The following is a 23,983-nucleotide window of genomic DNA, read 5'->3' as shown; positions in this document are numbered from 1 at the left end:
CTCATCAGTCCGATTTGACGTAGAGCCCTAGTTATTTACGATTGCGTCGTTTATACTTTCTTACTGCTTTTCTATATTTTCTTTGATCTTCAGTAAGAAAGAAGAAGTAATAAATAAGATAAATGATTACTGCAATAATAAAAAGAGTGAAAATTGATTTAACAAATGACACTAAGAATACATTTAGATTTAAAATTAATCCAATCGCTGCAATCGCTAAAACAATATAAAATATTACATTTTTCAATTAAAAAACTCCTATGATCCAGAATTACTAGATAGATTGATTTGTGATAATTTAGTGCGTCCTTGATTTAATTTATCCGTATCATTAGATTCATATCCGTTTTTAATATCTTTAAAAGCAGATTGAATATTTTTATTTATCTGTTTAATATTTTTATCCGTACTTTCGTTTTTGTCACTCATTTTCTTTTTAGATACTGAACCTTTATATTTACTATATGCATTATCAATATCATTAGAAAGAGAATTTAATTTCTCTAAATTTTGATTTTTATCTTCTTTTTTCTTTTTAGTTAAATCAAGCTTATTAAAATTCCCAATAACTTTTGCAATATCTTGATAGTATTGAGAACTAGCGTTTAAAAATTCTGTTTCATTATTATTATCTACAGTTTGCGAAACGTTTTTCTTATCATTATTTAAAGCATTTAGCTGTGATTTTTGGTCACTGATATCTTGATTTAGTTGTTGAATATCGAGTTTCAAGTTGTGGTTATCATCTCTTAATTTAGTTGTTTTTTCTTCTAAAGGACCTAAGTTCTGAGTGCCACAGCCAACTAGCAAACACGAAGCTCCTATAATCATTATTAGTTTTTTCATGTAAATCTCCCTAAATCAAAATCTATTTATTCGAAAACAAGTATGATATCATTTTAATGTAAATAATTAAAATGTACAAACGTTATACAAGAGGTGAACAATATGGATAAAATAGCGAAAATTCACGACTTACTTAACAAACAAGATTTAGACGCTGTAGTGATTTTATCAGATTATAACCGTAGATATGTTTCTGAATTCACGGGAACAAGTGGTGCACTTGTCATTTCGAAAAAAGAGAACAAACTTATTACAGATTTCCGCTATATAGAGCAAGCGACTAATCAAGCTGTTAATTTTGACATTATCAATAGAAGTGGAAGCATTAATGACGAGATTATTTCAATCATAAATAGTCGAAATTTTCAAAAAGTAGGATTCGAAGGTCATTTAGTTAGTTATGATACATATCAAATTCTTAATCAAGCTTCTGCCCAATTAATTAGTATTGGAAATAGAATTGAACAAATTAGAGAAATTAAAACACCTGAAGAAATCGAAAAAATAAAAGTTGCCGCTAAAATTGTTGATGACACTTATGATTATCTTTTAAAAACAGTTAAAGTTGGTATGACTGAAAGAGAAGTAAAAGCATTATTAGAAAGTAAAATGTTAGAATTAGGTGCTGACGGTCCATCATTTGACACCATTGTAGCGTCAGGATATAGAGGCGCTTTACCTCATGGTGTAGCTAGCGATAAAGTGATTGAACGTGGAGATATGATTACTTTAGATTTTGGCGCATATTATAGAGGTTACTGTTCTGATATCACGCGTACTTTCGCTATAGGTGAACCTGATGCTCAATTAAAAGAAATTTACGATATCGTACTTAAATCTCAAATTAAAGCCATTAACGAAATTAAATCTGGTATGAGCGTAAAAGAAGCTGATGCATTATCTAGAGACTATATCGTAGCACATGGTTATGGTGCAGAATTCGGACATTCCTTAGGGCATGGGATTGGTTTAGAAATTCATGAAGGCCCACTATTATCTAAAAATGCAAATGGTACAATAGAAGTAAATAACTGTGTTACTATTGAACCAGGTATTTATGTCGACGGTCTTGGTGGGGTACGTATTGAAGATGACATTTTAATCACTGAAAATGGCTGTGAAGTCTTTACTAAATGTACGAAAGACCTTATTATTTTAGAGTAAGCGTATAATTGAGGAGGAAACTGAATGATTTCGGTTAATGATTTTAAAACAGGTTTAACTATTTCTGTAGATAATGGTATTTGGAAAGTTATTGATTTCCAACACGTAAAACCAGGTAAAGGTTCTGCCTTTGTACGTTCTAAATTACGTAATTTAAGAACTGGCGCTATTCAAGAAAAAACTTTTAGAGCTGGTGAAAAAGTAGAACAAGCTATGATTGAAAACCGTCGTATGCAATACTTATATGCTGATGGTGACAATCACGTATTCATGGATAATGAAACATTTGATCAAACTGAGTTATCAGGAGATTACTTAAAAGACGAATTAAAATTCTTAAAAGCTAACATGGAAGTTCAAATCCAATCATACGAAGGTGAAACAATTGGAGTTGAATTACCAAAAACTGTTGAATTAGAAGTTACTGAAACAGAACCTGGTATTAAAGGTGATACTGCAACTGGTGCTACTAAATCTGCTACAGTTGAAACAGGTTACACTTTAAATGTACCTTTATTCGTAAATGAAGGCGACATTTTAGTAATCAATACGAGTGATGGTAGCTATATTTCAAGAGGTTAATCGTTAACTATATGTTATATAAACTCTAAGACATAAGCATTGTCTTAGAGTTTTTTAATTTCTAAAAAGTAGTCAATGAATACAAAAACGTACTTGGATTTCATTTTCAAACAAGAAAATAATATAAATTATTACTAAGCGTTTGAATTGAAAACGACACATGCTTGAATTGGTTGAAACAGTCAAGTAAAATAGATTGGTAGATGAAAACTAAGTCAAGGAGTTATCCACTTATGAATTTTAAAGAAATAAAAGAATTAATCGAAATTCTTGATCAATCAAGCTTAACTGAAATTAATATTGAAGATAATAAAGGTAGCGTAGTTAATTTAAAGAAACAAAAAGAAACTGAAATTATTACACCTCAATACGCACAACCGCAACCATCTGTAGTTGCACCACAACCTACAGCTTCTCAACCACAATCATCAACAGAAACTGTACCATCAAGTAATTCTGAGAGTGTTTCTGATGTAGATGACAACTACCAAACAATTAATGCACCTATGGTCGGTACGTTTTATAAATCACCATCACCTGAAGAGGATGCATATGTTAAAGTAGGCGATAAAGTATCGGATGATTCAACAGTTTGTATTTTAGAAGCTATGAAATTATTTAATGAAATACAAGCAGAAATTTCTGGTGAAATCGTAGAAATATTAGTAGAAGACGGACAAATGGTAGAGTATGGCCAACCGTTATTTAAGGTGAAATAATGAAAAAAGTATTAATTGCTAACCGTGGAGAAATAGCGGTTAGAATTATTAGAGCATGTCATGATTTAGGTATTCAAACTGTTGCAATCTATTCTGAAGGAGATAAAGACGCGCTACATACTCAAATTGCTGATGAAGCATATTGCGTCGGTCCTACACAGTCTAAAGATTCATATTTAAATATTCCTAATATCTTATCTATAGCAACATCTACAGGTTGTGACGGCGTTCATCCTGGTTATGGATTTTTAGCTGAAAATGGCGATTTCGCTGAATTATGTGAAGCATGTCAATTGAAGTTTATTGGGCCTAGCTATGAATCTATTCAAAAAATGGGAATTAAAGATGTAGCTAAAGCGGAAATGATAGCAGCAAACGTTCCAGTTGTACCTGGAAGCGATGGTTTAGTTGAAACAATAAGTGATGCTAAAAAAATTGCTAACGACATTGGCTATCCAGTAATTATTAAAGCTACTGCTGGAGGCGGCGGTAAAGGAATTCGTGTCGCTCGTAATGAGAAAGAATTAGAAAATGGTTTCCGCATGACACAACAAGAAGCCGAAACTGCATTTGGAAATGGTGGATTATATCTTGAAAAATTCATCGAAAATTTCCGCCACATTGAAATTCAAGTGATTGGTGACCAATTTGGTAATGTGATTCATTTGGGTGAACGTGATTGTACAATTCAAAGACGTATGCAGAAGTTAGTAGAAGAAGCTCCTTCTCCAATTCTTTCTGAAAAAACACGTCAAGAAATGGGAGATGCCGCAGTCAGAGCTGCTAAAGCAGTTAACTATGAAAATGCAGGCACAATTGAATTTATTTATGATTTAAATGATGATAAATTCTACTTTATGGAAATGAATACGCGTATTCAAGTAGAGCATCCAGTAACTGAAATGGTAACAGGTATCGACCTAGTTAAACTTCAATTAAAAGTAGCTATGGGAGAACCATTACCTTATAAACAAGAAGATATTTCAATTAATGGTCATGCCATAGAATATAGAATTAATGCTGAGAATCCATTTAAAAACTTTATGCCTTCTCCAGGTAAAATCACACAATATATAGCGCCAGGTGGATATGGGGTGAGAATTGAGTCAGCATGTTATACAAATTACACTATACCTCCATATTATGATTCAATGGTAGCTAAATTAATCGTTCATGAACCAACTAGGGATGAAGCGATTATGACTGGTATTAGAGCATTAAGTGAGTATTTAATTTTAGGAATTGATACAACCATTCCATTCCATTTAAAATTAATGAATAACGATATTTTCAGAAGTGGTAGTTTTAATACAAATTTCTTAGAAAAGTATAATATTATGGATGATACTGAGTAGGAGGTTACATCAAATGGTAAAAGTAGCAGATTATTCAAATTCTAATTTAGGTAAAGTTGAAATAGCGCCTGAAGTTATCTCTGTTATTGCGAGCATCGCAGTATCTGAGATTGAAGGTGTAACTGGACACTTCGCCGACTTAAATAACACTAACTTAGAAAAAATTAGTAGAAAGAATTTAAGTAAAAATTTAAAAATTGAAGCAAAAGATGATGGTATTCACATTGACGTATACTGTTCGATTAAACACGGCGTTAAAATCTCTAAATTTGCAAGTAAAATCCAAGCAAATATTTTCAATTCTATTAAAACTATGACTGCTATTGAACCAAAAGAGATTAACATTCATATCATGCATATTACTGCTGAATAGATTAGAACAAATATTAAAATAAGGAGTTTGTTATGAGTCGTAAAGAATCTAGAAAACAAGCATTTCAAACATTATTTCAATTAGAAATGAAAGATACAGATTTGACTATCAATGAGGCGATTAATTTTATTAAAGATGATTACCCTGATTTAGATTTTGATTTTATTCATTGGTTAGTTACTGGTGTCAAAGATCACGAGCCAGTGCTTGATGAAACAATCGAACCTAAACTCAAAGATTGGTCAATCCAGCGTTTATTGAAAAGTGACCGTATTATTTTACGAATGGCTACTTTTGAACTTCTTCATAGTGAAACCCCTTCAAAAGTAATTATTAACGAAGCAGTCGAACTTACTAAACAATTTAGTGATGATAATCATTATAAATTTATCAATGGTGTATTAAGCAATATAAAAAAATAGTATTGAGTGATGTCTATGTCTGAATATCTAAGTGTTTCAACTTTAACTAAATATATTAAATATAAATTTGATCAAGATCCACATTTACAATCTGTACTTCTTAAAGGTGAATTATCAAATTTTAAAAAACACTCAAGTGGCCATTTGTATTTTAATGTAAAAGATAAAGATAGTGTTATTAGTGCAATGATGTTCAAAGGAAATGCTTCACAACTTACATTTGTTCCAAAAGAAGGCGATGAAGTATTACTAGAAGCTAGAGTTTCAGTATATGAACGTCGAGGTAATTATCAAATTTACGTTAATAAAATGGAACTTGATGGTATTGGTAATCTCTACCAAAAGCTAGAAGAACTTAAGCAAAAGTTAGCTAAAGAAGGCTTTTTCAATAAAGAATATAAAAAAGCCATACCTAAGTACCCTAAAAAAATAGCAATTTTAACTGCAAGTACAGGTGCAGCAATTCGTGATATTCATTCCACGATTAATAGTCGTTACCCTTTAGTAGAGAAAATCTCGATTAGCACACTAGTACAAGGGGCCCAAGCTAAAAATGATATTATTGAAAAAATCCAATATGCAGATAGTTTGAATGTGGATACTATTATTTTGGGCCGTGGCGGGGGTTCTATAGAAGATTTATGGAATTTTAATGAAGAAGATGTTGTTAGAGCTATTTTCAATTGTCAAACACCTATCATATTAGCAGTTGGCCATGAGACTGATTTTACGTTGAGTGACTTTGTAGCCGATGTCAGAGCTGCTACACCTACTCAAGCGGCAGTAATTGCTACACCAGATCAATATGAGTTATTGCAACAAATTAAGCAGTATCAATTCTCACTAACAAAATTTATTAAGCAGTACGTTGAAAAGCAACATAAACATTTAGATTATTTAGCGTCATATTACAAATTTAAGCAACCCTCATTATTATATGACCAACAAATTCAACGAAGAGATGATTTAGAGAAACAATTAAAACAAAAACTTTTATTAAGTATTGAAAGTAAGAAAAATAACGTTAAATTATTGCAAAACCATTTTAATTTAAAAAATTTCAATCGAACTATTTTACAAAATCAAAAGACTGTTTCTAGTCATCGTTATCGTTTAATCAATGTAACCAATCAAACCATTGAAAATAGTAGAGTTAAATTACAAAATAAAATAGAACAACTTAATAATTTAAGTCCTACAAACATCATGTTAAGAGGTTATACAATCGTTAATAAAAATGATAAAGTCATAACAAGTACACATGATTTAAAAGAAAATGACGAGATTACATTATCTATGAAAGATGGTAGCGTTAATGCTACTGTTAAGAAAGTTAGGTGTAAAGATGAGTAAAGAACAACAAAGTTTTGAAGAAATGATGCAAGAGTTAGAAAATATCGTTCAAAAATTAGATAATGAAACAGTATCATTAGAAGAATCATTAAACCTATACCAACGTGGAATGAAATTATCTGCTGCTTGCGAAACGACTTTAAAAGATGCTGAAACTAAAGTGAATCAATTAATCAAAGATGAAACAGAGGGTGCCGATAATGAGTAAATTATCAACAAATGAATTAATTGAACAAATTAATACATTACTTAATGAAACAGTTGGAGATTCATCACTTAATACTAATTTAGAAGAAAGTATGCGTTATTCTCTAAATGCTGGTGGCAAACGAATTCGACCATTACTAGTATTATTAACGCTCAATGTTTTAAACGAAGACTATAATAAAGGGCTTCAAACAGCATTAGCCCTTGAAATGATTCATACTTATTCGCTTGTTCATGATGACTTACCTGCCATGGATAATGATGATTACAGACGAGGTAAACTTACAAATCATAAGGTATATGGTGATTGGAAAGCTATACTTGCTGGTGATGCATTACTAACTAAAGCATTTGAAGTCGTAGCAAATGATCAATTACTTAAACCTGAGGTAAAAGTAAAAGTGATTTCTCGTTTAGCTCACGATAGTGGTCATTTAGGAATGGTTGGTGGTCAAACATTAGACATGGATAGTGAAGATAGTTCAGTAGATTTAACTACATTAGAGCAAATTCACAGAGCCAAAACAGGGGCATTATTACAGTTTGCTATTTTAAGCGCGGCTGATATTGCTGAGGTGGATGAGAATATTTCAAAAGCCTTAGAAAAATTCAGTGATAATTTAGGTTTAATGTTCCAAATTAAAGATGACTTATTAGATATCTATGGAGACGAACAAAAGCTAGGCAAGAAAGTGGGTAGTGATTTAGAAAATCATAAAAGTACTTATGTTTCTTTACTAGGAAAAAAGGGCGCCGAAGAAAAATTAGAATGGCACAGAAATGCAGCGATTGAAGCGCTAAATCCACTTAACACTCATTATGATGTTACACCTTTATTAGACATAGTTGAATTATTTTATAATAGAGATCACTAAATAACAAAATATTATTTTAAATTAATCCTTCTGAGTATCATACTTAGAAGGATTTTTAAATTTAAAAAGATAGATTTACTCCAGATTAAAGTTAATATTGTTTTAATATGTATAAATTTATACATTTAGATGTAATAAATAAATTCTTTTGACTACATATCATTTTAAAATTTAACCTTAAATATCTGATATGACAACCTTTCTAAGTAGTTAACTTTAGTAGTAGTTCCAAAGGGGTTGTGTTAAAATCATTGTATAAATATTCGAAACTAGGAGTGTTCACAATGGCTAAAAAATCAGTGAGACATATAAAAATCCGAGAAATTATCTCAAGTGAACAGATTGAAACACAAGATGAACTAGTTAAACGTCTTAATGAATATGATTTAAATGTTACACAAGCAACCGTTTCACGAGATATAAAAGAACTACAACTAATTAAAGTACCTACACCTTCAGGTCAATATGTTTATAGTTTACCGAATGATCGTAAATATCACCCACTTGAAAAACTGGGCCGTTATTTAATGGATTCATTTGTTAATATTGAAGGTACAGGAAACTTACTTGTTCTAAAAACACTTCCTGGAAATGCTCAATCTATCGGTGCTATTCTTGACCAAATTGATTGGGATGAAGTATTAGGAACAATTTGTGGTGATGATACTTGTCTTTTAATTTGTAAAGATGAAGAAGCAAGTAATACAATTAAAACTAGAATTTTTAATTTATTATAAGGATGCGATGAATTCATGTTACAAACCTTATCAATAAAACAATTTGCCATCATTGATGAACTAGAAATCCAATTTTCAGACGGTTTAACTGTATTAAGTGGGGAGACTGGTTCTGGTAAATCAATTATTATTGATGCAATCGGACAATTGATTGGTATGCGTGCTTCATCAGACTATGTAAGGCATGGAGAAAAGAAAGCGATTATTGAAGGTATATTTGATATCGATAATAGTAAAGATGCTATATCCGTTCTTAAAAGCTTAGATATCGACATTGATGAAGACTTTCTACTAGTTAAGAGAGAAATTTTTAGTTCGGGGAAAAGTATATGTAAAATCAACAATCAAACTGTTACCCTTCAAGACTTGCGTAAAGTAATGCAAGAGCTTTTAGATATACATGGGCAACATGAAACGCAAGTATTATTAAAACAAAAATATCATCTGCAATTATTGGATGACTATGCTGAAGACAAATATTTAGATATTAAAGAAAAATATCATAATCTCTTTAATGAATATAAAAATAAAACGAAAGAATTAGAAGAACTTGAATCGGCAGACCAAGCTTTATTACAACGTTTAGATTTGATGAAATTTCAATTTGAAGAATTAAAAGAGGCTTCTTTAAAAGAAGGCGAAACGGAACAACTTGAAGCTGACATACGTCGTATTCAAAACTCTGAAAAATTAAGTTTGGCATTAAACAATGCTCATGTCGCTTTAACTGATGAACATGCTATTACTGATAGGCTATATGAATTTAGTAATCACTTACAGGCTATTAACGATATCCTTCCAAATAAATACAATAAATTGAAAGAAGATGTCGATCAATTCTACTATACTTTAGAAGATGCTAAGCATGAGCTTTATGATGAAATGTCGAATACAGAATTCGATGAGCAAGTTTTAAATGAACTTGAATCTAGAATGAATTTACTAAATAACCTTAAACGTAAATATGGAAAGGATATTAGTGAATTAATCACTTATCAAGATAAACTTGAAAGTGAAATTTCTAAAATTGAAAATTATGAGGAAAGTACTTCTCAGCTAAAAGAAGAAATTTCTCAACTTTATAAAGAAGTACTTAACGTTGGTAAAGCACTTTCTAAAGAACGTCGGAAAGTTGCACGTGAATTAAGAGATCACATTGTCAAAGAAATTCAAAATCTGCAAATGAAAGATGCAAATTTAGAAATATCTTTCCAACCTTTAGATAAACCAACCCTAGAAGGTATAGAATTTGTAGAGTTCTTAATTAGTCCAAATAAAGGTGAACCACTCAAGAGTCTAAACAAAATAGCATCAGGTGGGGAACTGTCGCGTATTATGTTAGCTCTAAAAAGTATCTTTGTTCAATCAAGAGGTCAAACTGCAATTTTATTTGATGAGGTTGATTCTGGAGTATCAGGCCAAGCAGCCCAAAAAATGGCTGAAAAAATGCGTGATATAGCCCAATATATTCAAGTTATTTGTATCTCACATTTACCTCAAGTTGCCTCTATGAGTGACCATCATTTGTTAATTAGTAAAGCGTCTAATGAAGATCGTACAACTACCCAAGTGAAAGAACTCGAAGATGGCGATAAAATAGACGAAATCGCTAGAATGATTTCAGGTGCAAGCGTAACTGATTTAACGCGTGAAAATGCTAAGGAAATGATTGAACAAAATCGTAGAAAATAGTTGTTGAGAGTAGTGAGAATTATTTTCAGAATTTATCAATTTGATGTAAAATAACTAAGTATAAATAATTTTGACTTACAAGAGGGTGTGAACTGAATTGTTTCACGCTCTCTATCTAAGTTTAGACAAGTTAGGAGTAAGAACATGTCTGAAAAACAATATGATCTTGTCGTGTTAGGCGGAGGAACTGCAGGTTATGTAGCAGCAATTCGTGCCTCACAATTAGGCAAAACAGTAGCTATCGTTGAACAATCTTTGCTAGGTGGAACATGTTTACACAAAGGTTGTATCCCAACTAAAGCATTATTAAAATCGGCCGAAGTGACACGCACAGTTAAAGAAGCTTCAAGCTTTGGTGTCAACGTGGGCGACTTTACGATTGATTTTTCAACAATGATGTCAAGAAAAACTGAGATTGTTGAACAAATGTATAAAGGTGTAAATGCATTAATGCAAAGAAATCATATTGATGTATACAATGGTACTGGACGCATAATGGGCACTTCAATCTTTTCTCCACAAAGTGGTACAATATCAGTGGAATACAGTGATGGAGCGTCTGATTTATTACCAAATCAATATGTGTTAATTGCTACTGGAACAAGCCCTAAACCATTGCCATTCTTAGACTTTGATAAAGAATATGTTATTTCTAGCAATGAATTATTAGAGATGACAAAATTACCTCATAGTATAGCGATTATTGGCGGAGGCGTAATTGGTCTTGAATTTGCTTCACTTTTAATTGATTTAGGCGTAAAAGTTTCTGTAATTGAAGCAAATGAACGCATATTGCCGACGGAAAGTAGTCAAATCGTAAAATTTCTTAAAGATAGTTTAGAGCAAAGAGGCGTAACTTTTTTTGAGAATTGTCAATTAGATGAATCTTCAATTTTGAAGAGTGAAGACAACGTATCCATAACAGTGAATAATGACCAATTAGTTGAAGCTGAAAAAGTATTAATAGCTATAGGACGTATGCCCAATACGTTTGACATTGGCTTAAATAATACAAAAATAAAAACTGATGATGCTGGTTATATCAAGGTTAATCATTTTCAACAAACAGAAGATGCACATATCTATGCTGCTGGTGATTGTATCGGAAAATTACAGCTTGCACATGTCGCATCAAAAGAAGGTGTGGTTGCAGTTGAACATATGTTCAGTTCATCACCAATACCGTTAGATTATGATTTAATGCCTAAATGTGTATATACATATCCTGAAATTGCATCCATTGGGTTAAATAATGAAATGGCAAAATCTCAAGGAATCAATACACGTACATATAAAGCACCATTTAACGCAATAGGAAAAGCAGTTATCGAGGAAGATGCAAAGCAACGAGGATTTTGTGAGGTTGTCATTAATCAAGATAGTGAGGAAATTATCGGTTTAAGTATGATAGGACCACATGCTTCTGAATTAATAAACGAAGTAGCGCTATTACAGTTTATGAACGGTTCTGCATTAGAATTAGGTCTAACCACACATGCGCATCCTTCCATATCTGAAGTATTAATGGAATTAGGATTAAAAATAGAAAATAGAGCAATTCATGTTTAACAGGGAGGAAATATAGGATGATTGATTATAAATCTGTCGGCCTTACAGAAGAAGACCTCAAACAAATTTATAAATGGATGGATTTAGGAAGAAAAGTAGACGAAAGATTATGGTTGCTTAACCGTGCAGGTAAAATACCTTTTGTTGTAAGTGGGCAAGGTCAAGAAGCAACGCAAATTGGTATGGCTTATGCCATGCAAGAAGGAGATATCTCGTCACCATACTATAGAGATTTAGCATTTGTCACTTATATGGGTATTACACCTTATGATACATTGCTAGCTTCATTTGGTAAAAAAGATGATATTAATTCTGGTGGTAAACAAATGCCGTCACATTTTAGTCACCGTGAAAAAGGTATATTATCTCAAAGTTCTCCGGTAGCAACGCAAATCCCACATTCAGTAGGAGCTGCTTTAGCTTTAAAAATGGATGGAAAAGCAAATATAGCTACAGCAACTGTAGGTGAAGGTAGTTCAAACCAAGGTGATTTCCATGAAGGTCTAAACTTCGCAGGTGTTCATAAATTACCATTTGTTTGTGTCATTATAAATAATAAATATGCAATTTCTGTACCAGATTCTTTACAATATGCTGCAGAAAACTTATCTGATAGAGCTACTGGTTATGGCATTTATGGTGAAACCGTTGATGGCAATGATCCAATTGCTATGTATAAAGCAATGAAAGATGCTAGAGAAAGAGCTCTAAATGGAGAAGGAGCAACGCTAATTGAAGCCATTACTAGTCGTATGACACCTCATTCTTCAGATGATGACGATACATACCGTACTAAAGAAGAACGTGAATCTCTAAAAACATTAGATTGCAATTTAAAATTTAAAGACTATTTACTAGAACAAGGCATTATTGATGAAGAATGGTTGAGTGAAGTTGAAGAAGAGCATAAAGCGATCGTAAATAAGGCGACTAAAGATGCGGAGCAAGCACCTTATCCTTCAGTAAACGAAGCGTATCAATTTGTATATGACCCTGAAGGAGGTATAACTAATGACTAAAATGAGCTATATAGAAGCCATTCAACAGGCACAAGATTTAGCAATGGAACAAGACAAAAATGTCTTCATTCTAGGCGAAGATGTAGGACGTAAAGGTGGCGTATTTGGCGCAACTCGTGGTTTACAAGAGAAATATGGCGTCGAACGCGTCATAGATACACCGTTAGCTGAATCAAACATCATTGGTACTGCTATAGGAGCTGCAATGTTAGGAAAACGTCCAATCGCAGAGATTCAATTTGCTGATTTTATTCTACCTGCAGTGAACCAAATCATTAGTGAAGCTGCTAAAATGCGATATCGTTCAAATAATGATTGGCAATGTCCTCTAACGATAAGAGCACCATTCGGCGGTGGCGTCCATGGTGGTTTATATCATTCACAAAGTGTAGAAAGTATTTTTGCCTCTACACCTGGATTAACAATTGTTATTCCATCTTCACCATATGATGCAAAAGGATTACTATTATCATCTATCGAATCTAATGATCCAGTGTTATTCTTCGAGCATAAGAAAGCATATCGCTTCCTAAAAGAGGAAGTACCAGAAGAATATTATACTGTTCCATTAGGAAAAGCAGATGTTAAACGTGAAGGTGAAGATATTACTGTGTTTACATATGGCTTATGCGTCAACTACTGTCTTCAAGCTGCAGATATTTTAGCTGCAGATGGTATTAGTGTAGAAGTTGTAGATTTACGTACCGTTTATCCTTTAGACAAACAAACAATTATTGAAAGAGCTAAAAATAATGGCAAAATTTTACTTGTTACAGAGGATAATCTTGAAGGTAGCATTATGTCAGAAGTTGCAGCTATTATTGCTGAAAACTGTTTATTTGATCTAGATGCGCCAATTATGCGTCTTGCTGGACCTGACGTGCCTTCAATGCCTTTTTCACCTAATCTTGAAAATGAAGTAATGATGAACCCTGACAAAATCTTAGATAAAATGCGCAAACTTGCACAATTTTAAGGAGGCAATATTATGGATATTAAAATGCCAAAATTAGGGGAAAGTGTACACGAAGGTACGATTGAACAATGGTTAGTTTCTGTAGGAGACCATGTTGATGAATATGAGCCACTATGTGAAGTAGTCACTGATAAAGTAACTGCAGAAGTACCTTCGACTAGTTCAGGTATCATTACCGAGCTATGTGTCAATGAAGGTGAAACAGTTGAGATTAATCATGTTATTTGCAAAATTGAAAGTGCAAATGAATCAGAATCAAATGATAATGAAGACCAACAACTTAATATGAATTTAAGTGGTGATGATCAACTTTCTATCAATAATGAAATTAGCGATCAGTACAATAACACAAATATGTCTCAACAATCGTTACAATCTCAGTCTCAATCATCTACACCAAAAAATAATGGCCGTTTTTCTCCAGTAGTATTTAAAATTGCTTCAGAAAATAACATAGATTTATCATTAGTTCCTGGTACTGGCTTTGAAAATAGGGTTACTAAAAAGGATATTGAAGCTTATATTAAATCAGGCCAAAACAATGCTTCTCAACAAACACAGTCATCTACGCCTAAAGATGAAGTAAAAACTCAAAATATCCCAGTTACCTCACAATCATCAAATCTACATGACCAGGTAATTCCAGTAAAAGGTGTACGTAAAGCGATTGCACAAAATATGGTTACAAGTGTTACTGAAATTCCACATGGTTGGATGATGGTTGAAGTAGATGCTACTAATCTAGTAAAAACGAGAAATTATCACAAAAATAGTTTTAAAGAAAATGAAGGATATAACTTAACATATTTTGCTTTCTTCGTAAAAGCAGTAGCTGAAGCGCTTAAAGCTAATCCACTCTTAAATAGTAGTTGGGATGGCAACGAGATTGTATTGCATAAAGATATCAATATTTCTATTGCGGTAGCTGATGAAGATAAGTTATACGTTCCTGTCATTAAAAATGCAGATGAAAAATCTATAAAAGGTATTGCAAGAGAAGTTAATGAATTAGCGCTTAAAGCACGCAATGGTAAATTAACTCAAGAAGACATGTCAGGCGGTACATTTACAGTTAATAATACTGGAACATTCGGCTCTGTGTCATCAATGGGTATTATTAATCATCCTCAAGCAGCTATCTTACAAGTAGAATCAATTGTAAAACGACCAGTCGTTATTGATGATATGATAGCGATTAGAAGCATGGTGAATTTATGTATCTCTATTGACCATCGAATTCTTGATGGCGTACAAACAGGTCGTTTTATGTCTCAAGTTAAACAACGCATTGAGAATTATTCCGTAGATAATACTAATATCTATTAATTTTAATGAAGACGTTTTATAACTATTAGACAAGCTATTTGAACTCTGATTGTTAAATTAGTAAAATGACAATAACTAAAGAAATGATAGAAAGGTGATTCTCATGGATTTAAATTTTGATTTATATATGAATGGCGTAGTAGAGCAAGCGCGTAATGAAATTGAATCTGCAGGTTATGAGCAATTAACTACTGCTAAAGAAGTGGATAAAGTATTACAACAAAACGGTACATCTTTAGTTATGGTTAACTCTGTATGTGGCTGTGCAGGTGGTATCGCACGTCCTGCTGCAAGCCATGCATTACATTATGATAAATTACCAGATAGATTAGTAACAGTATTTGCTGGCCAAGATAAAGAAGCAACACAACAAGCACGAGATTATTTTGAAGGTTATGCACCTTCAAGCCCATCTTTTGCTCTAGTTAAAGATGGTAAAATTACTGAAATGATTGAACGTCATCAAATTGAAGGCCATGATGTCATGGATGTTATTAACCAACTTCAAAATCTTTTCGAAAAATATTGCGAAGAAAGATAAGAGGAACCTACCCATGTTAAAGTTAAATCCTTATAAGATTGGATTTAGAACTCTTAAAACTGCGGTAGGGATAACGCTAGGCGTTATCTTAGCGAAATGGATAGGGCTTGATAATTATGCTTCAAGCGCTATCCTTATTGTTTTATGTATTAAACACACTAAAGTACATTCTGTACAAGCCATTGTATCACGCGTTGTATCTTGCGTTTTGGTCCTATTAGTTGGCTCATTTATATTTAGTTTATTAGGTCAAAATGCAGTAGTACTTGGTTTAATCGTCTTATTATTTATTCCATTAACCGTTATGCTAAACGTTCAAGAGGGCGTTGTGACGAGTTGTGTAATATTGCTACATGTATTTAATGCAAAAACAATTAATCTACATCTAATCATCAATGAACTACTCCTATTGACTATTGGCTTAGGAATTGCATTTATCATGAACTTAATCATGCCTAGTCTAGATAAGAAATTACTTGATTTTAAAAGAGAAGTGGAATCAGGATTTAAGAAAATATTCAAATCCTATAGTGAAGCTTGTACCCATTATAATAATGATTTTGCTATTTCTTTCGACAAGATACAACTAGATATTCGAAAAGCTAAATCAATTGCTTTTAGAGATGTAAAAAATCACTTTGGTCGTAATGAAAATTCGTATTATCATTACTTTGATATGAGAGAGGAACAACTTGAACTCTTACGTAGAATCCAACCTTTAATCCATCAGATTACAGTAGATGATCCATTAATTGAAGATATAGCTAATTTGTTGGGGGAAATTGGTGAAAATGTAAATAGTAATGATTATACAGCTCTAAGGTTGCATTCTTTATATGAAATACGCTTATCCCTAGATGAATTGCCTTTACCAAAAACACATCAATCTTTAAAATCACGCGCAAGTATGATGCAAATTCTTAATGAATTAGAAGAATATTTGAATATCAAGTCTCAATTCGGTTCATTAAGATTACACAGTGAGATATAAATGAATTAATGATTTGATTGTTCACATATTTAAAAATAAGGGGTGAAATGTTGAAGTTTAACATTTCACCCTTTAATTCATACTTAAGATTATTAGTGCATTAATGCATTAATGGTACTAAACTTGTAAGTAGTAAAGCTGCTACAACAGCAATTAACATTATGATAATAATCACTTTTAAAACTTTATTATTCAACTTAGCCGCTCCTTAAATTTCAAGTTCCTACTTAAAATCTTTAATTATAGTATATAAATTAACCTTAAATGATTTTAATACAAATGGCAATCAATTTATTTTTGATATTGATGAAAGTCAGTTAAAATAATAATTATATGAGAAAGGGGTTTTTACGCATGGTAAACAGTCAACGCTTATTAAATACATTTTTAGAATTAGTTCAAATTAATTCTGAAACGGGTCATGAAGAAGTCATTCAACCCATTTTAAAACAAAGATTTGAAGATTTAGGTTTGGAAGTAAAAGAAGATAATGCTTCTGAGAAAGAGTGGTTAGGTGCTAATAATTTAATTTGTACATTACCAAGCACAACGACTAAAGAAGATGTTTCGAATATTTATTTTACTAGTCATATGGATACTGTTGTTCCAGGTATTGATGTGAAACCTCAAGTTAAAGATGATGGTTATATTTATTCTGATGGTACAACTGTTCTTGGTTCAGATGATAAAGCTGGTTTAGCGGCTATTATTGAAGCGATAGAAGTATTAAAAGAAAATAATATTCCTCATGGACAAATTCAATTTGTGATTACTGTTGGAGAGGAATCTGGATTAAAAGGCGCTAAAGAATTAGATCCATCCATGCTTGATGCTCAATTTGGTTATGCAGTGGATGCGAGTCAACCTGTTGGTACTACTGTAGTAGGTGCGCCGACACAAATGGTATTAAAAACAACTATTCTTGGTAAAACTGCACATGCGAGTACACCTAATGAAGGTATCAGTGCAATCAACATTGCAGCTAAAGCGATTAGCAAAATGAGTTTAGGTCAAATTGATGATTACACAACGGCCAATATTGGTAAATTCCATGGTGGATCAGCCACTAATATAGTAGCTGATGAAGTGATTATTGAAGCTGAAGCACGCTCTCATAATGATGAAAGTATTGATAAACAAGTTGCTCATATGAAAGAAGTATTTGAAACAACTGCTCAAGAATTAGGCGGTCAAGCTAAAGTAGAAATAGAAAAAAGTTATCCAGGCTTTAAAATTGAAGATGACAATCAAGTGACTCAATATGCAATTAACAGTGCTCATGCACTAGGACTTAGTGGTAATACTGTTATTGCTGGTGGTGGTTCAGATGGAAGTATCATTAATACATTTGGTATTCCAACAGTCATCCTTGGCGTAGGGTATGAGCATATTCATACTACTTCTGAACGTATTGCTGTGGAGTCTTTAAATCAATTGGCACAACAGTTATTAAAAATCATTGAATTAGTCAGTGAATAGTTATTAGTTTAGTGAAGTCTTTTCATGTTTTGTGATACAATACTATTGAAAAAATCGAATGAGAGAGGTAAGTAATATGACTCAACAAATAGGTGTAGTAGGATTAGCTGTAATGGGTAAAAACCTAGCATGGAATATTGAATCACGTGGTTACAGTGTATCAGTATATAACCGTTCAAGTGAAAAAACGGATGAAATGGTGAAAGAATCAGAAGGTAAACAAATTCATCCAACATATTCTTTAGAAGAATTTGTTAATTCATTAGAGAAACCACGTAAAATTTTATTAATGGTTAAAGCTGGTCCAGCTACTGATGCAACAATTGACAGCTTATTACCTTTATTAGATGATGATGATATTTTAATTGATGGCGGAAATACAAATTATCAAGATACTATTCGTCGTAACAAAGCGTTAGCAGAAAGTGGTATTAACTTTATTGGAATGGGTGTATCTGGCGGTGAAGTTGGTGCGCTTACTGGTCCTTCATTAATGCCAGGTGGTCAAGAAGCTGCTTACAATAAAGTAAGTGATATTTTAGATGCTATCGCTGCTAAAGCTAAAGATGGCGCTTCATGCGTAGAATACATTGGTCCTAATGGTGCAGGTCATTACGTAAAAATGGTGCATAATGGTATCGAATATGCAGACATGCAATTAATTGCTGAAAGTTATGCAATGATGAAAGATTTATTAGGTATGTCTCACGAAGAAATCTCTAAAACTTTCAAAGAATGGAACGCTGGTGAATTAGAAAGTTACTTAATTGAAATCACTGGTGACATTTTCACTAAACTAGATGAAAATAATGAAGCTTTAGTTGAAAAAATTCTTGATACAGCTGGTCAAAAAGGTACTGGTAAATGGACTTCAATCAACGCATTAGAATTAGGTATTCCTTTAACAATTATTACTGAATCTGTATTTGCACGTTTCATTTCTTCAATTAAACAAGAACGTGTTAATGCATCTAAAGAGTTAAACGGCCCTGAAGTTAAATTCGACGGTAATAAAGAAGACTTCTTAGAAAAAATTCGCAAAGCTTTATACATGAGTAAAATCTGCTCATATGCTCAAGGGTTTGCTCAAATGCGTAAAGCAAGTGAGGAAAATGAATGGAACCTTAAATTAGGTGACCTTGCTATGATTTGGCGTGAAGGTTGTATCATCCGTGCACAATTCTTACAAAAAATTAAAGACGCTTATGATAATAATGCAAAATTACAAAATCTTTTATTAGATCCATACTTCAAAGGTATTGTTACTGAATATCAAGATGCGTTAAGAGATGTTGTTGCGACTGGTGTTCGTAATGGTGTACCAACACCTGGTTTCTCTGCAAGTGTAAACTATTATGATAGTTACCGTTCAGAAGATTTACCAGCTAACTTAATTCAAGCTCAACGTGACTATTTCGGCGCTCACACTTATGAACGTAAAGATAAAGAAGGCGTATTCCATACTCAATGGGTAGAAGAATAAACCTTTTCAAAACTAAAAAACAGTATATTTTCATGGAGTAGTAGCTATTTATGTTACTACTTCATTTTTTTGCAAATATTGTGCAATCGTTTGCACAAAATCGTTGACTTCTTATTCATATATTTTTAAGATAGAGATATAGCTTGTTGTAAGCGCTTACCTATTTTTAAAAGAAAGTGTGGTTTTTTATGAATGAAGACAACCATTAAAGATGTAGCTTCTGAGGCGAATGTATCAATATCGACCGTTTCAAGAGTGATTCGGAATAACCCTAAGATTACTGAAGCAACTGCGAACAGAGTTAGAGAAGCTATGGACAAATTAGGCTATAGTCCTAATCAAGCTGCTCGCACATTAATTACAAACAAAACTTTAACAATTGGTTTAATTATTAAAAGTTCATCCTCCAATGTGAGGCAAAATCCTTTTAATAGTGATGTGCTTAATGGCATTCATCAAGAATGTAATCGTCACGGCTATTCAACCAAAATGACGGTATCTGAACATTCAAATGAGCTATTTATTGAAGTTAAACAAATGATTCAATCGCGAAGTGTAGATGGTTTTATACTCTTATATTCTAAAGAGAATGATGAAATTGAGAAACTACTTCATGAGCAAAGTCTTCCTTATATCGTGGTTGGTAAACCTCTTAATTATAATGATGTCATTCATATTGACAACAATAATATTAAGGCCGCTGAACTATTAACACAGTATTTGTATAATTTAGGTCATAGATACATCCTTTTTCTTAGAGAGCCAGGAGATTTTGCTGTGACTAAAGATAGAGAAGATGGCTTTAGAAATATTTGTGAGGATTTTACAATCCAATATGCAGTTGAAGAGGCAACGTCTCGACATTCAATAAATAAGATTATTGAACATTATTGCATTAATAATCATTCGCTTAAACCTACTGCGCTTATTACTTCTGATGCAATGTTAAACCTTCAAGTACTTAGTATTTTATATGATTATCACTTTAATGTACCTAATACTATTCAAACCTGTACTTTTAATACTTCTTATTTGACTGAAAATGCAGCACCGCCACAAACTAGCGTCTGCATTAACCCTGATTTGTTAGGTAAAGAAGCTGGCGCAACAATCATTAATCTATTAAAAGGGTTACCTGTGTCATTTTCAGAAAAAGAAATAGAAACACATTTAGAAATTAGACAATCTACTAAAAAGTTGACAAAGGAGAATCAATAATGACTAAAAATTGGTGGAAAGAAGCAGTAGCGTATCAAGTTTACCCAAGAAGTTTCAAAGATAGTAATAATGACGGAATAGGTGATTTACCAGGCGTTATTGAAAAGTTAGATTACTTAAAAGACTTGGGAATAGATGTGATTTGGCTAAGTCCTATGTATCAATCGCCTAACGATGATAATGGTTATGACATTAGTGATTATCAAGAAATTATGGATGAATTTGGCACAATGGAAGATTTCGACCGCTTATTAGAAGGCGTCCATGAGAGAGGCATGAAACTCATCTTAGATTTAGTTGTAAATCATACGTCAGATGAACACCCTTGGTTTATTGAGTCGAAATCAAGCAAAGATAATCCTAAACGAGATTGGTATATTTGGGCAGATCCTAAACCTGATGGCTCTGAACCTAATAATTGGGAAAGCATCTTTAATGGGTCAACTTGGCAATTTGATGAAGTCACAGATCAATATTACTTCCACTTATTTAGTAAAAAACAACCTGATTTAAACTGGGATAATCCAGAAGTACGTAAAGCAGTATTTGATATGATGAATTGGTGGTTTGAAAAAGGAATTGATGGCTTCCGAGTAGATGCCATTACGCATATTAAAAAAACGTTCGAAGCCGGAGATTTACCAGTACCTGAGGGGAAAAAATATGCACCAGCATTTGATGTAGATATGAATCAACCAGGTATTCAAGAATGGTTACAAGAAATGAAAGATGAATCTCTTTCTAAGTATGACATTATGACTGTAGGAGAGGCGAATGGCGTCAATCCTGATAATGCAGAAGAGTGGGTTGGAGAAGATAAAGGTAAGTTTAATATGATTTTCCAATTTGAACATTTAGGTTTATGGAGTACAGGCGACTCACAATTCGATGTTAAAGCGTATAAAGATGTGTTAAATCGTTGGCAAAAAAGACTAGAAGGTGTCGGTTGGAATGCTTTATTTATTGAAAATCACGATCAGCCACGTAGAGTTTCTACATGGGGTAATGATAAAGAATACTGGTATGAATCTGCTACTAGTCATGCAATAGTTTATTTCCTTCAACAAGGAACGCCATTTATTTATCAAGGACAAGAAATTGGTATGACAAATTATCCATTTGAAAGTATCGAAACCTTTAATGACGTGGCAGTTAAAAACGAGTACCAAATTGTAAAAGAACAAGGTGGAGACACTAACCAATTATTAGATAAGTATAAAATGGAAAATCGTGATAATTCGCGTACTCCAATGCAATGGAATGATTCTATAAATGGAGGCTTTACTAAAGGTACACCTTGGTTCCCAGTCAATCCGAACTATAAAGACATCAATGTAGCACAACAATTGGAAGATGAAAAATCAGTACTTAATTTTTATAAAAAATTAATTCAATTGAAGAAATCAAACGATATTTATACTTATGGACAATTTGACTTAGTTGATGCAGAAAATGAAAATGTATTTGCTTATACGCGTAAATTAGATGGTAAAACAGTAGTTGTGGCAGGGAATTTAACAGATAAATCTGCACAATTATCACTACCATTTGAGGTAGGTAGTGAAGCAATTAAACTACACAACTATGATAGTCCGTTAGACGTAACATCTCTCAAACCGTTTGAAGCTTTTGTAGCTGAAATATAATATGCATACGAGGTGAAGACAATTTAAATATTATCTTCACCTCGTTTCATTTTCTTAAAGTATTGTAACAATTAAGGAAGGTCATCTTCTATAGAGAAAGTTATCTATTACTTAATAATTAGAGATGATATAATAATAAAGTCGCCTATCTCTCAGGCGTCAATTTAGACGCAGAGAGGGGGTGCATATAAGATGGTCGAAGCTCTTGTTCACATCACGACCACAGCCATAAGTGGTTGTATTGTTGCGTTATTTGCGCAATGGCTACGTACACGCAATAATAAGAAAAAATAGGCGACAAGCCACACCAGTAAAAAATCCCCTCACTACTCGCAATAGTGAGGGGATTGGTGCATAAAATGCACGAAGCTCTTGTTAATTGCATTATAGCACTAGAGCGTAGAATATTGCAAAAATATTTACCTAAAAAAAGCGATTAATGCGCTCTAGTTATCAGCTCATTAATCGCACTTATTTTATTTAATAATTTATATATCGTAATTTTCTTGTTTAATAGGTAACCAAAGTTGAATTTTAGTGAATGGGTCCTCAAATGAGAAATCAAAAGGATAAATTTCAACATACAAGCTGTCTCGTTCATAGGGTAAAGTGAGTTGCAAACTTGATTCTATATAATACCAAGCTTCATTAACTGCATAATCAATTTCGCCTTTTAAATTGAATTTAGCATAATGTCTACCCGGTAACAATCTACTTTCTAAATGTGCTGGATAGCGTTCACTTGGGACGCCAACAAATATTTCTACACCTTCATCTAACGGGCAAGTAATGACAAATACTTCATAAGGGCTTATATTATTATATCTTTTCAATTCTTTTAATCTACCATCGTTGAATAAATCTTCTAAAAAATCAGGAACTTTAAAGGGGTTAGATAAGTTATCCGCTTCAACAAATCGAGCATATCCAACTAATGGTATATCATCAGTAGTATCTAATCTATATGGATAAGGTGCACGTTCAGTAGTCGTTAATTTAATATACAATCGTTCTTGCAATTTTAACTCATCTTTTTTAGCAGATGCTTGAATAGGTGAGATACCATGAAAATCACTAAAATCATTAGCAAATTCATTTGAACTTGCATAATTGTACTTTTTAGCTACATCAACTAATCTTGAAGCGCTAAGCATCATTTCTCTAGCAGCTACAGTCATTTTTCTAGCATGTGCATAACTCTCTGGTGATTGTCCTACAATCATTTTAAATGATTGATCTAGATGGTAAGGAGAAAGACCAACGTAATCACTTAAATCTTGCAAATTAAACGGCTCTAATAAACGATCCTCAATATATACGATTGCCTGTTGTATCTGCTTGATAACGTCCAAAACTTTCACTCCAATAATTTTACAATCAATTAATACATATTTTACCTTATTTTATAAA

At 32.7% G+C, this 23,983-nt stretch carries 26 protein-coding genes; 22 read left to right on the top strand and 4 right to left on the bottom strand.

Annotation, left to right across the window (positions count from 1 at the left end; translation table 11 throughout):
- Positions 1-31: 31 nt before the first annotated feature.
- Together LIX58_RS10755 and LIX58_RS10750 are read right to left on the bottom strand one after the other, a co-directional pair.
- Positions 32-247 carry an SA1362 family protein gene (locus LIX58_RS10755; RefSeq protein WP_126566954.1) on the bottom strand — a complete coding sequence of 72 codons (216 nt, stop codon included), beginning with the start codon at positions 245-247 and terminating at the stop codon, positions 32-34.
- 11 nt (positions 248-258) lie between these two features.
- The gene (locus LIX58_RS10750) at positions 259-846 is read right to left on the bottom strand and encodes a hypothetical protein (RefSeq protein WP_126566953.1); all 588 of its coding nucleotides are present in this window, start codon (positions 844-846) and stop codon (positions 259-261) included.
- A 102-nt stretch (positions 847-948) separates the two neighbouring features.
- Between LIX58_RS10750 and LIX58_RS10745 the strand changes: the two genes are divergently transcribed.
- From LIX58_RS10745 to LIX58_RS10665, 17 genes are all read left to right on the top strand, one after another.
- Positions 949-2,010 (top strand): M24 family metallopeptidase, encoded by a 1,062-nt coding sequence (locus tag LIX58_RS10745; protein ID WP_126566952.1) that lies wholly within the window; start codon positions 949-951, stop codon positions 2,008-2,010.
- 24 nt (positions 2,011-2,034) lie between these two features.
- Positions 2,035-2,592 (top strand): elongation factor P, encoded by a 558-nt coding sequence (efp, locus tag LIX58_RS10740; protein WP_103297141.1) that lies wholly within the window; start codon positions 2,035-2,037, stop codon positions 2,590-2,592.
- 233 nt (positions 2,593-2,825) lie between these two features.
- Entirely contained in the window at positions 2,826-3,311 is a 486-nt protein-coding gene (accB, locus tag LIX58_RS10735) for an acetyl-CoA carboxylase biotin carboxyl carrier protein (protein ID WP_154838495.1), read from the top strand.
- Positions 3,311-4,666: an acetyl-CoA carboxylase biotin carboxylase subunit gene (accC, locus tag LIX58_RS10730; RefSeq protein WP_126566950.1), complete on the top strand. Its 1,356-nt coding sequence runs from the start codon at positions 3,311-3,313 to the stop codon at positions 4,664-4,666. Before accB ends, accC begins: the two co-directional genes overlap by 1 nt.
- Positions 4,667-4,679: 13 nt before the next feature.
- Positions 4,680-5,039 (top strand): Asp23/Gls24 family envelope stress response protein, encoded by a 360-nt coding sequence (locus LIX58_RS10725; RefSeq protein WP_103297138.1) that lies wholly within the window; start codon positions 4,680-4,682, stop codon positions 5,037-5,039.
- A 32-nt stretch (positions 5,040-5,071) separates the two neighbouring features.
- Positions 5,072-5,461, top strand: coding sequence for a transcription antitermination factor NusB (gene nusB, locus LIX58_RS10720; RefSeq protein ID WP_126566949.1), 390 nt, complete (start codon positions 5,072-5,074; stop codon positions 5,459-5,461).
- 15 nt (positions 5,462-5,476) lie between these two features.
- Positions 5,477-6,814, top strand: a complete 1,338-nt coding sequence (gene xseA, locus LIX58_RS10715) for an exodeoxyribonuclease VII large subunit (RefSeq protein WP_154838496.1) — start codon at positions 5,477-5,479, stop codon at positions 6,812-6,814.
- Positions 6,807-7,022, top strand: a complete 216-nt coding sequence (locus LIX58_RS10710; RefSeq protein WP_126566947.1) for an exodeoxyribonuclease VII small subunit — start codon at positions 6,807-6,809, stop codon at positions 7,020-7,022. The genes xseA and LIX58_RS10710 overlap by 8 nt, the downstream gene beginning before the upstream one ends.
- Positions 7,015-7,896, top strand: a complete 882-nt coding sequence (locus LIX58_RS10705) for a polyprenyl synthetase family protein (RefSeq protein WP_126566946.1) — start codon at positions 7,015-7,017, stop codon at positions 7,894-7,896. Before LIX58_RS10710 ends, LIX58_RS10705 begins: the two co-directional genes overlap by 8 nt.
- 284 nt (positions 7,897-8,180) lie before the next feature.
- Positions 8,181-8,633, top strand: coding sequence for a transcriptional regulator AhrC/ArgR (ahrC, locus tag LIX58_RS10700; RefSeq protein WP_103297133.1), 453 nt, complete (start codon positions 8,181-8,183; stop codon positions 8,631-8,633).
- Between the two features lie 15 nt (positions 8,634-8,648).
- Positions 8,649-10,325, top strand: coding sequence for a DNA repair protein RecN (gene recN / locus LIX58_RS10695; RefSeq protein ID WP_154836901.1), 1,677 nt, complete (start codon positions 8,649-8,651; stop codon positions 10,323-10,325).
- A 144-nt stretch (positions 10,326-10,469) separates the two neighbouring features.
- On the top strand, positions 10,470-11,894 hold the full coding sequence (gene lpdA / locus LIX58_RS10690) for a dihydrolipoyl dehydrogenase (RefSeq protein WP_154836899.1): 1,425 nt from the start codon (positions 10,470-10,472) through the stop codon (positions 11,892-11,894).
- A gap of 17 nt (positions 11,895-11,911) precedes the next feature.
- Positions 11,912-12,913: a thiamine pyrophosphate-dependent dehydrogenase E1 component subunit alpha gene (locus tag LIX58_RS10685; RefSeq protein WP_154836897.1), complete on the top strand. Its 1,002-nt coding sequence runs from the start codon at positions 11,912-11,914 to the stop codon at positions 12,911-12,913.
- Positions 12,906-13,889, top strand: coding sequence for an alpha-ketoacid dehydrogenase subunit beta (locus LIX58_RS10680; protein ID WP_154836895.1), 984 nt, complete (start codon positions 12,906-12,908; stop codon positions 13,887-13,889). Before LIX58_RS10685 ends, LIX58_RS10680 begins: the two co-directional genes overlap by 8 nt.
- A 12-nt stretch (positions 13,890-13,901) precedes the next feature.
- Complete coding sequence (locus tag LIX58_RS10675; protein WP_126566941.1) at positions 13,902-15,215, top strand: dihydrolipoamide acetyltransferase family protein; 1,314 nt, start codon at positions 13,902-13,904, stop codon at positions 15,213-15,215.
- A 103-nt stretch (positions 15,216-15,318) separates the two neighbouring features.
- Positions 15,319-15,756, top strand: coding sequence for a bacilliredoxin BrxB (gene brxB, locus LIX58_RS10670; RefSeq protein WP_154836893.1), 438 nt, complete (start codon positions 15,319-15,321; stop codon positions 15,754-15,756).
- Between the two features lie 13 nt (positions 15,757-15,769).
- Positions 15,770-16,747, top strand: coding sequence for an aromatic acid exporter family protein (locus tag LIX58_RS10665; protein ID WP_126566939.1), 978 nt, complete (start codon positions 15,770-15,772; stop codon positions 16,745-16,747).
- Positions 16,748-16,847: 100 nt separating this feature from the next.
- On the opposite strand, the gene prli42 is transcribed toward LIX58_RS10665, so the two are convergent.
- Positions 16,848-16,943, bottom strand: a complete 96-nt coding sequence (gene prli42, locus LIX58_RS10660) for a stressosome-associated protein Prli42 (RefSeq protein ID WP_160148974.1) — start codon at positions 16,941-16,943, stop codon at positions 16,848-16,850.
- A gap of 158 nt (positions 16,944-17,101) precedes the next feature.
- Here prli42 and LIX58_RS10655 point away from each other — a divergent pair, with 158 nt between their 5' ends.
- From LIX58_RS10655 to LIX58_RS10635, 5 genes are all read left to right on the top strand, one after another.
- Positions 17,102-18,226, top strand: a complete 1,125-nt coding sequence (locus LIX58_RS10655; RefSeq protein WP_154836891.1) for a M20/M25/M40 family metallo-hydrolase — start codon at positions 17,102-17,104, stop codon at positions 18,224-18,226.
- Positions 18,227-18,302: 76 nt separating this feature from the next.
- Positions 18,303-19,709 carry an NADP-dependent phosphogluconate dehydrogenase gene (gene gndA / locus LIX58_RS10650; protein WP_154836889.1) on the top strand — a complete coding sequence of 469 codons (1,407 nt, stop codon included), beginning with the start codon at positions 18,303-18,305 and terminating at the stop codon, positions 19,707-19,709.
- A gap of 192 nt (positions 19,710-19,901) precedes the next feature.
- A complete protein-coding gene (locus LIX58_RS10645; RefSeq protein ID WP_154836887.1) occupies positions 19,902-20,927 on the top strand; it encodes a LacI family DNA-binding transcriptional regulator in 1,026 nt (341 codons plus the stop codon).
- Positions 20,927-22,573, top strand: a complete 1,647-nt coding sequence (locus tag LIX58_RS10640; RefSeq protein WP_154836885.1) for a glycoside hydrolase family 13 protein — start codon at positions 20,927-20,929, stop codon at positions 22,571-22,573. Before LIX58_RS10645 ends, LIX58_RS10640 begins: the two co-directional genes overlap by 1 nt.
- 192 nt (positions 22,574-22,765) lie before the next feature.
- Positions 22,766-22,867 (top strand): type I toxin-antitoxin system Fst family toxin, encoded by a 102-nt coding sequence (locus LIX58_RS10635; RefSeq protein ID WP_126566934.1) that lies wholly within the window; start codon positions 22,766-22,768, stop codon positions 22,865-22,867.
- 194 nt (positions 22,868-23,061) lie between these two features.
- Here LIX58_RS10635 and LIX58_RS10630 read toward each other — a convergent pair whose 3' ends face one another.
- A complete protein-coding gene (locus LIX58_RS10630; protein ID WP_126566933.1) occupies positions 23,062-23,925 on the bottom strand; it encodes an AraC family transcriptional regulator in 864 nt (287 codons plus the stop codon).
- Between the last annotated feature and the right edge of the window lie 58 nt (positions 23,926-23,983).

The organism is Staphylococcus sp. Marseille-Q1834, from assembly GCF_916858875.1.
GTDB classification, from domain to species: Bacteria; Bacillota; Bacilli; order Staphylococcales; family Staphylococcaceae; genus Staphylococcus; species Staphylococcus pragensis.
Note: the sequence above shows the minus strand (reverse complement) of the source record. Positions and strands in the feature narration are given on the sequence as shown.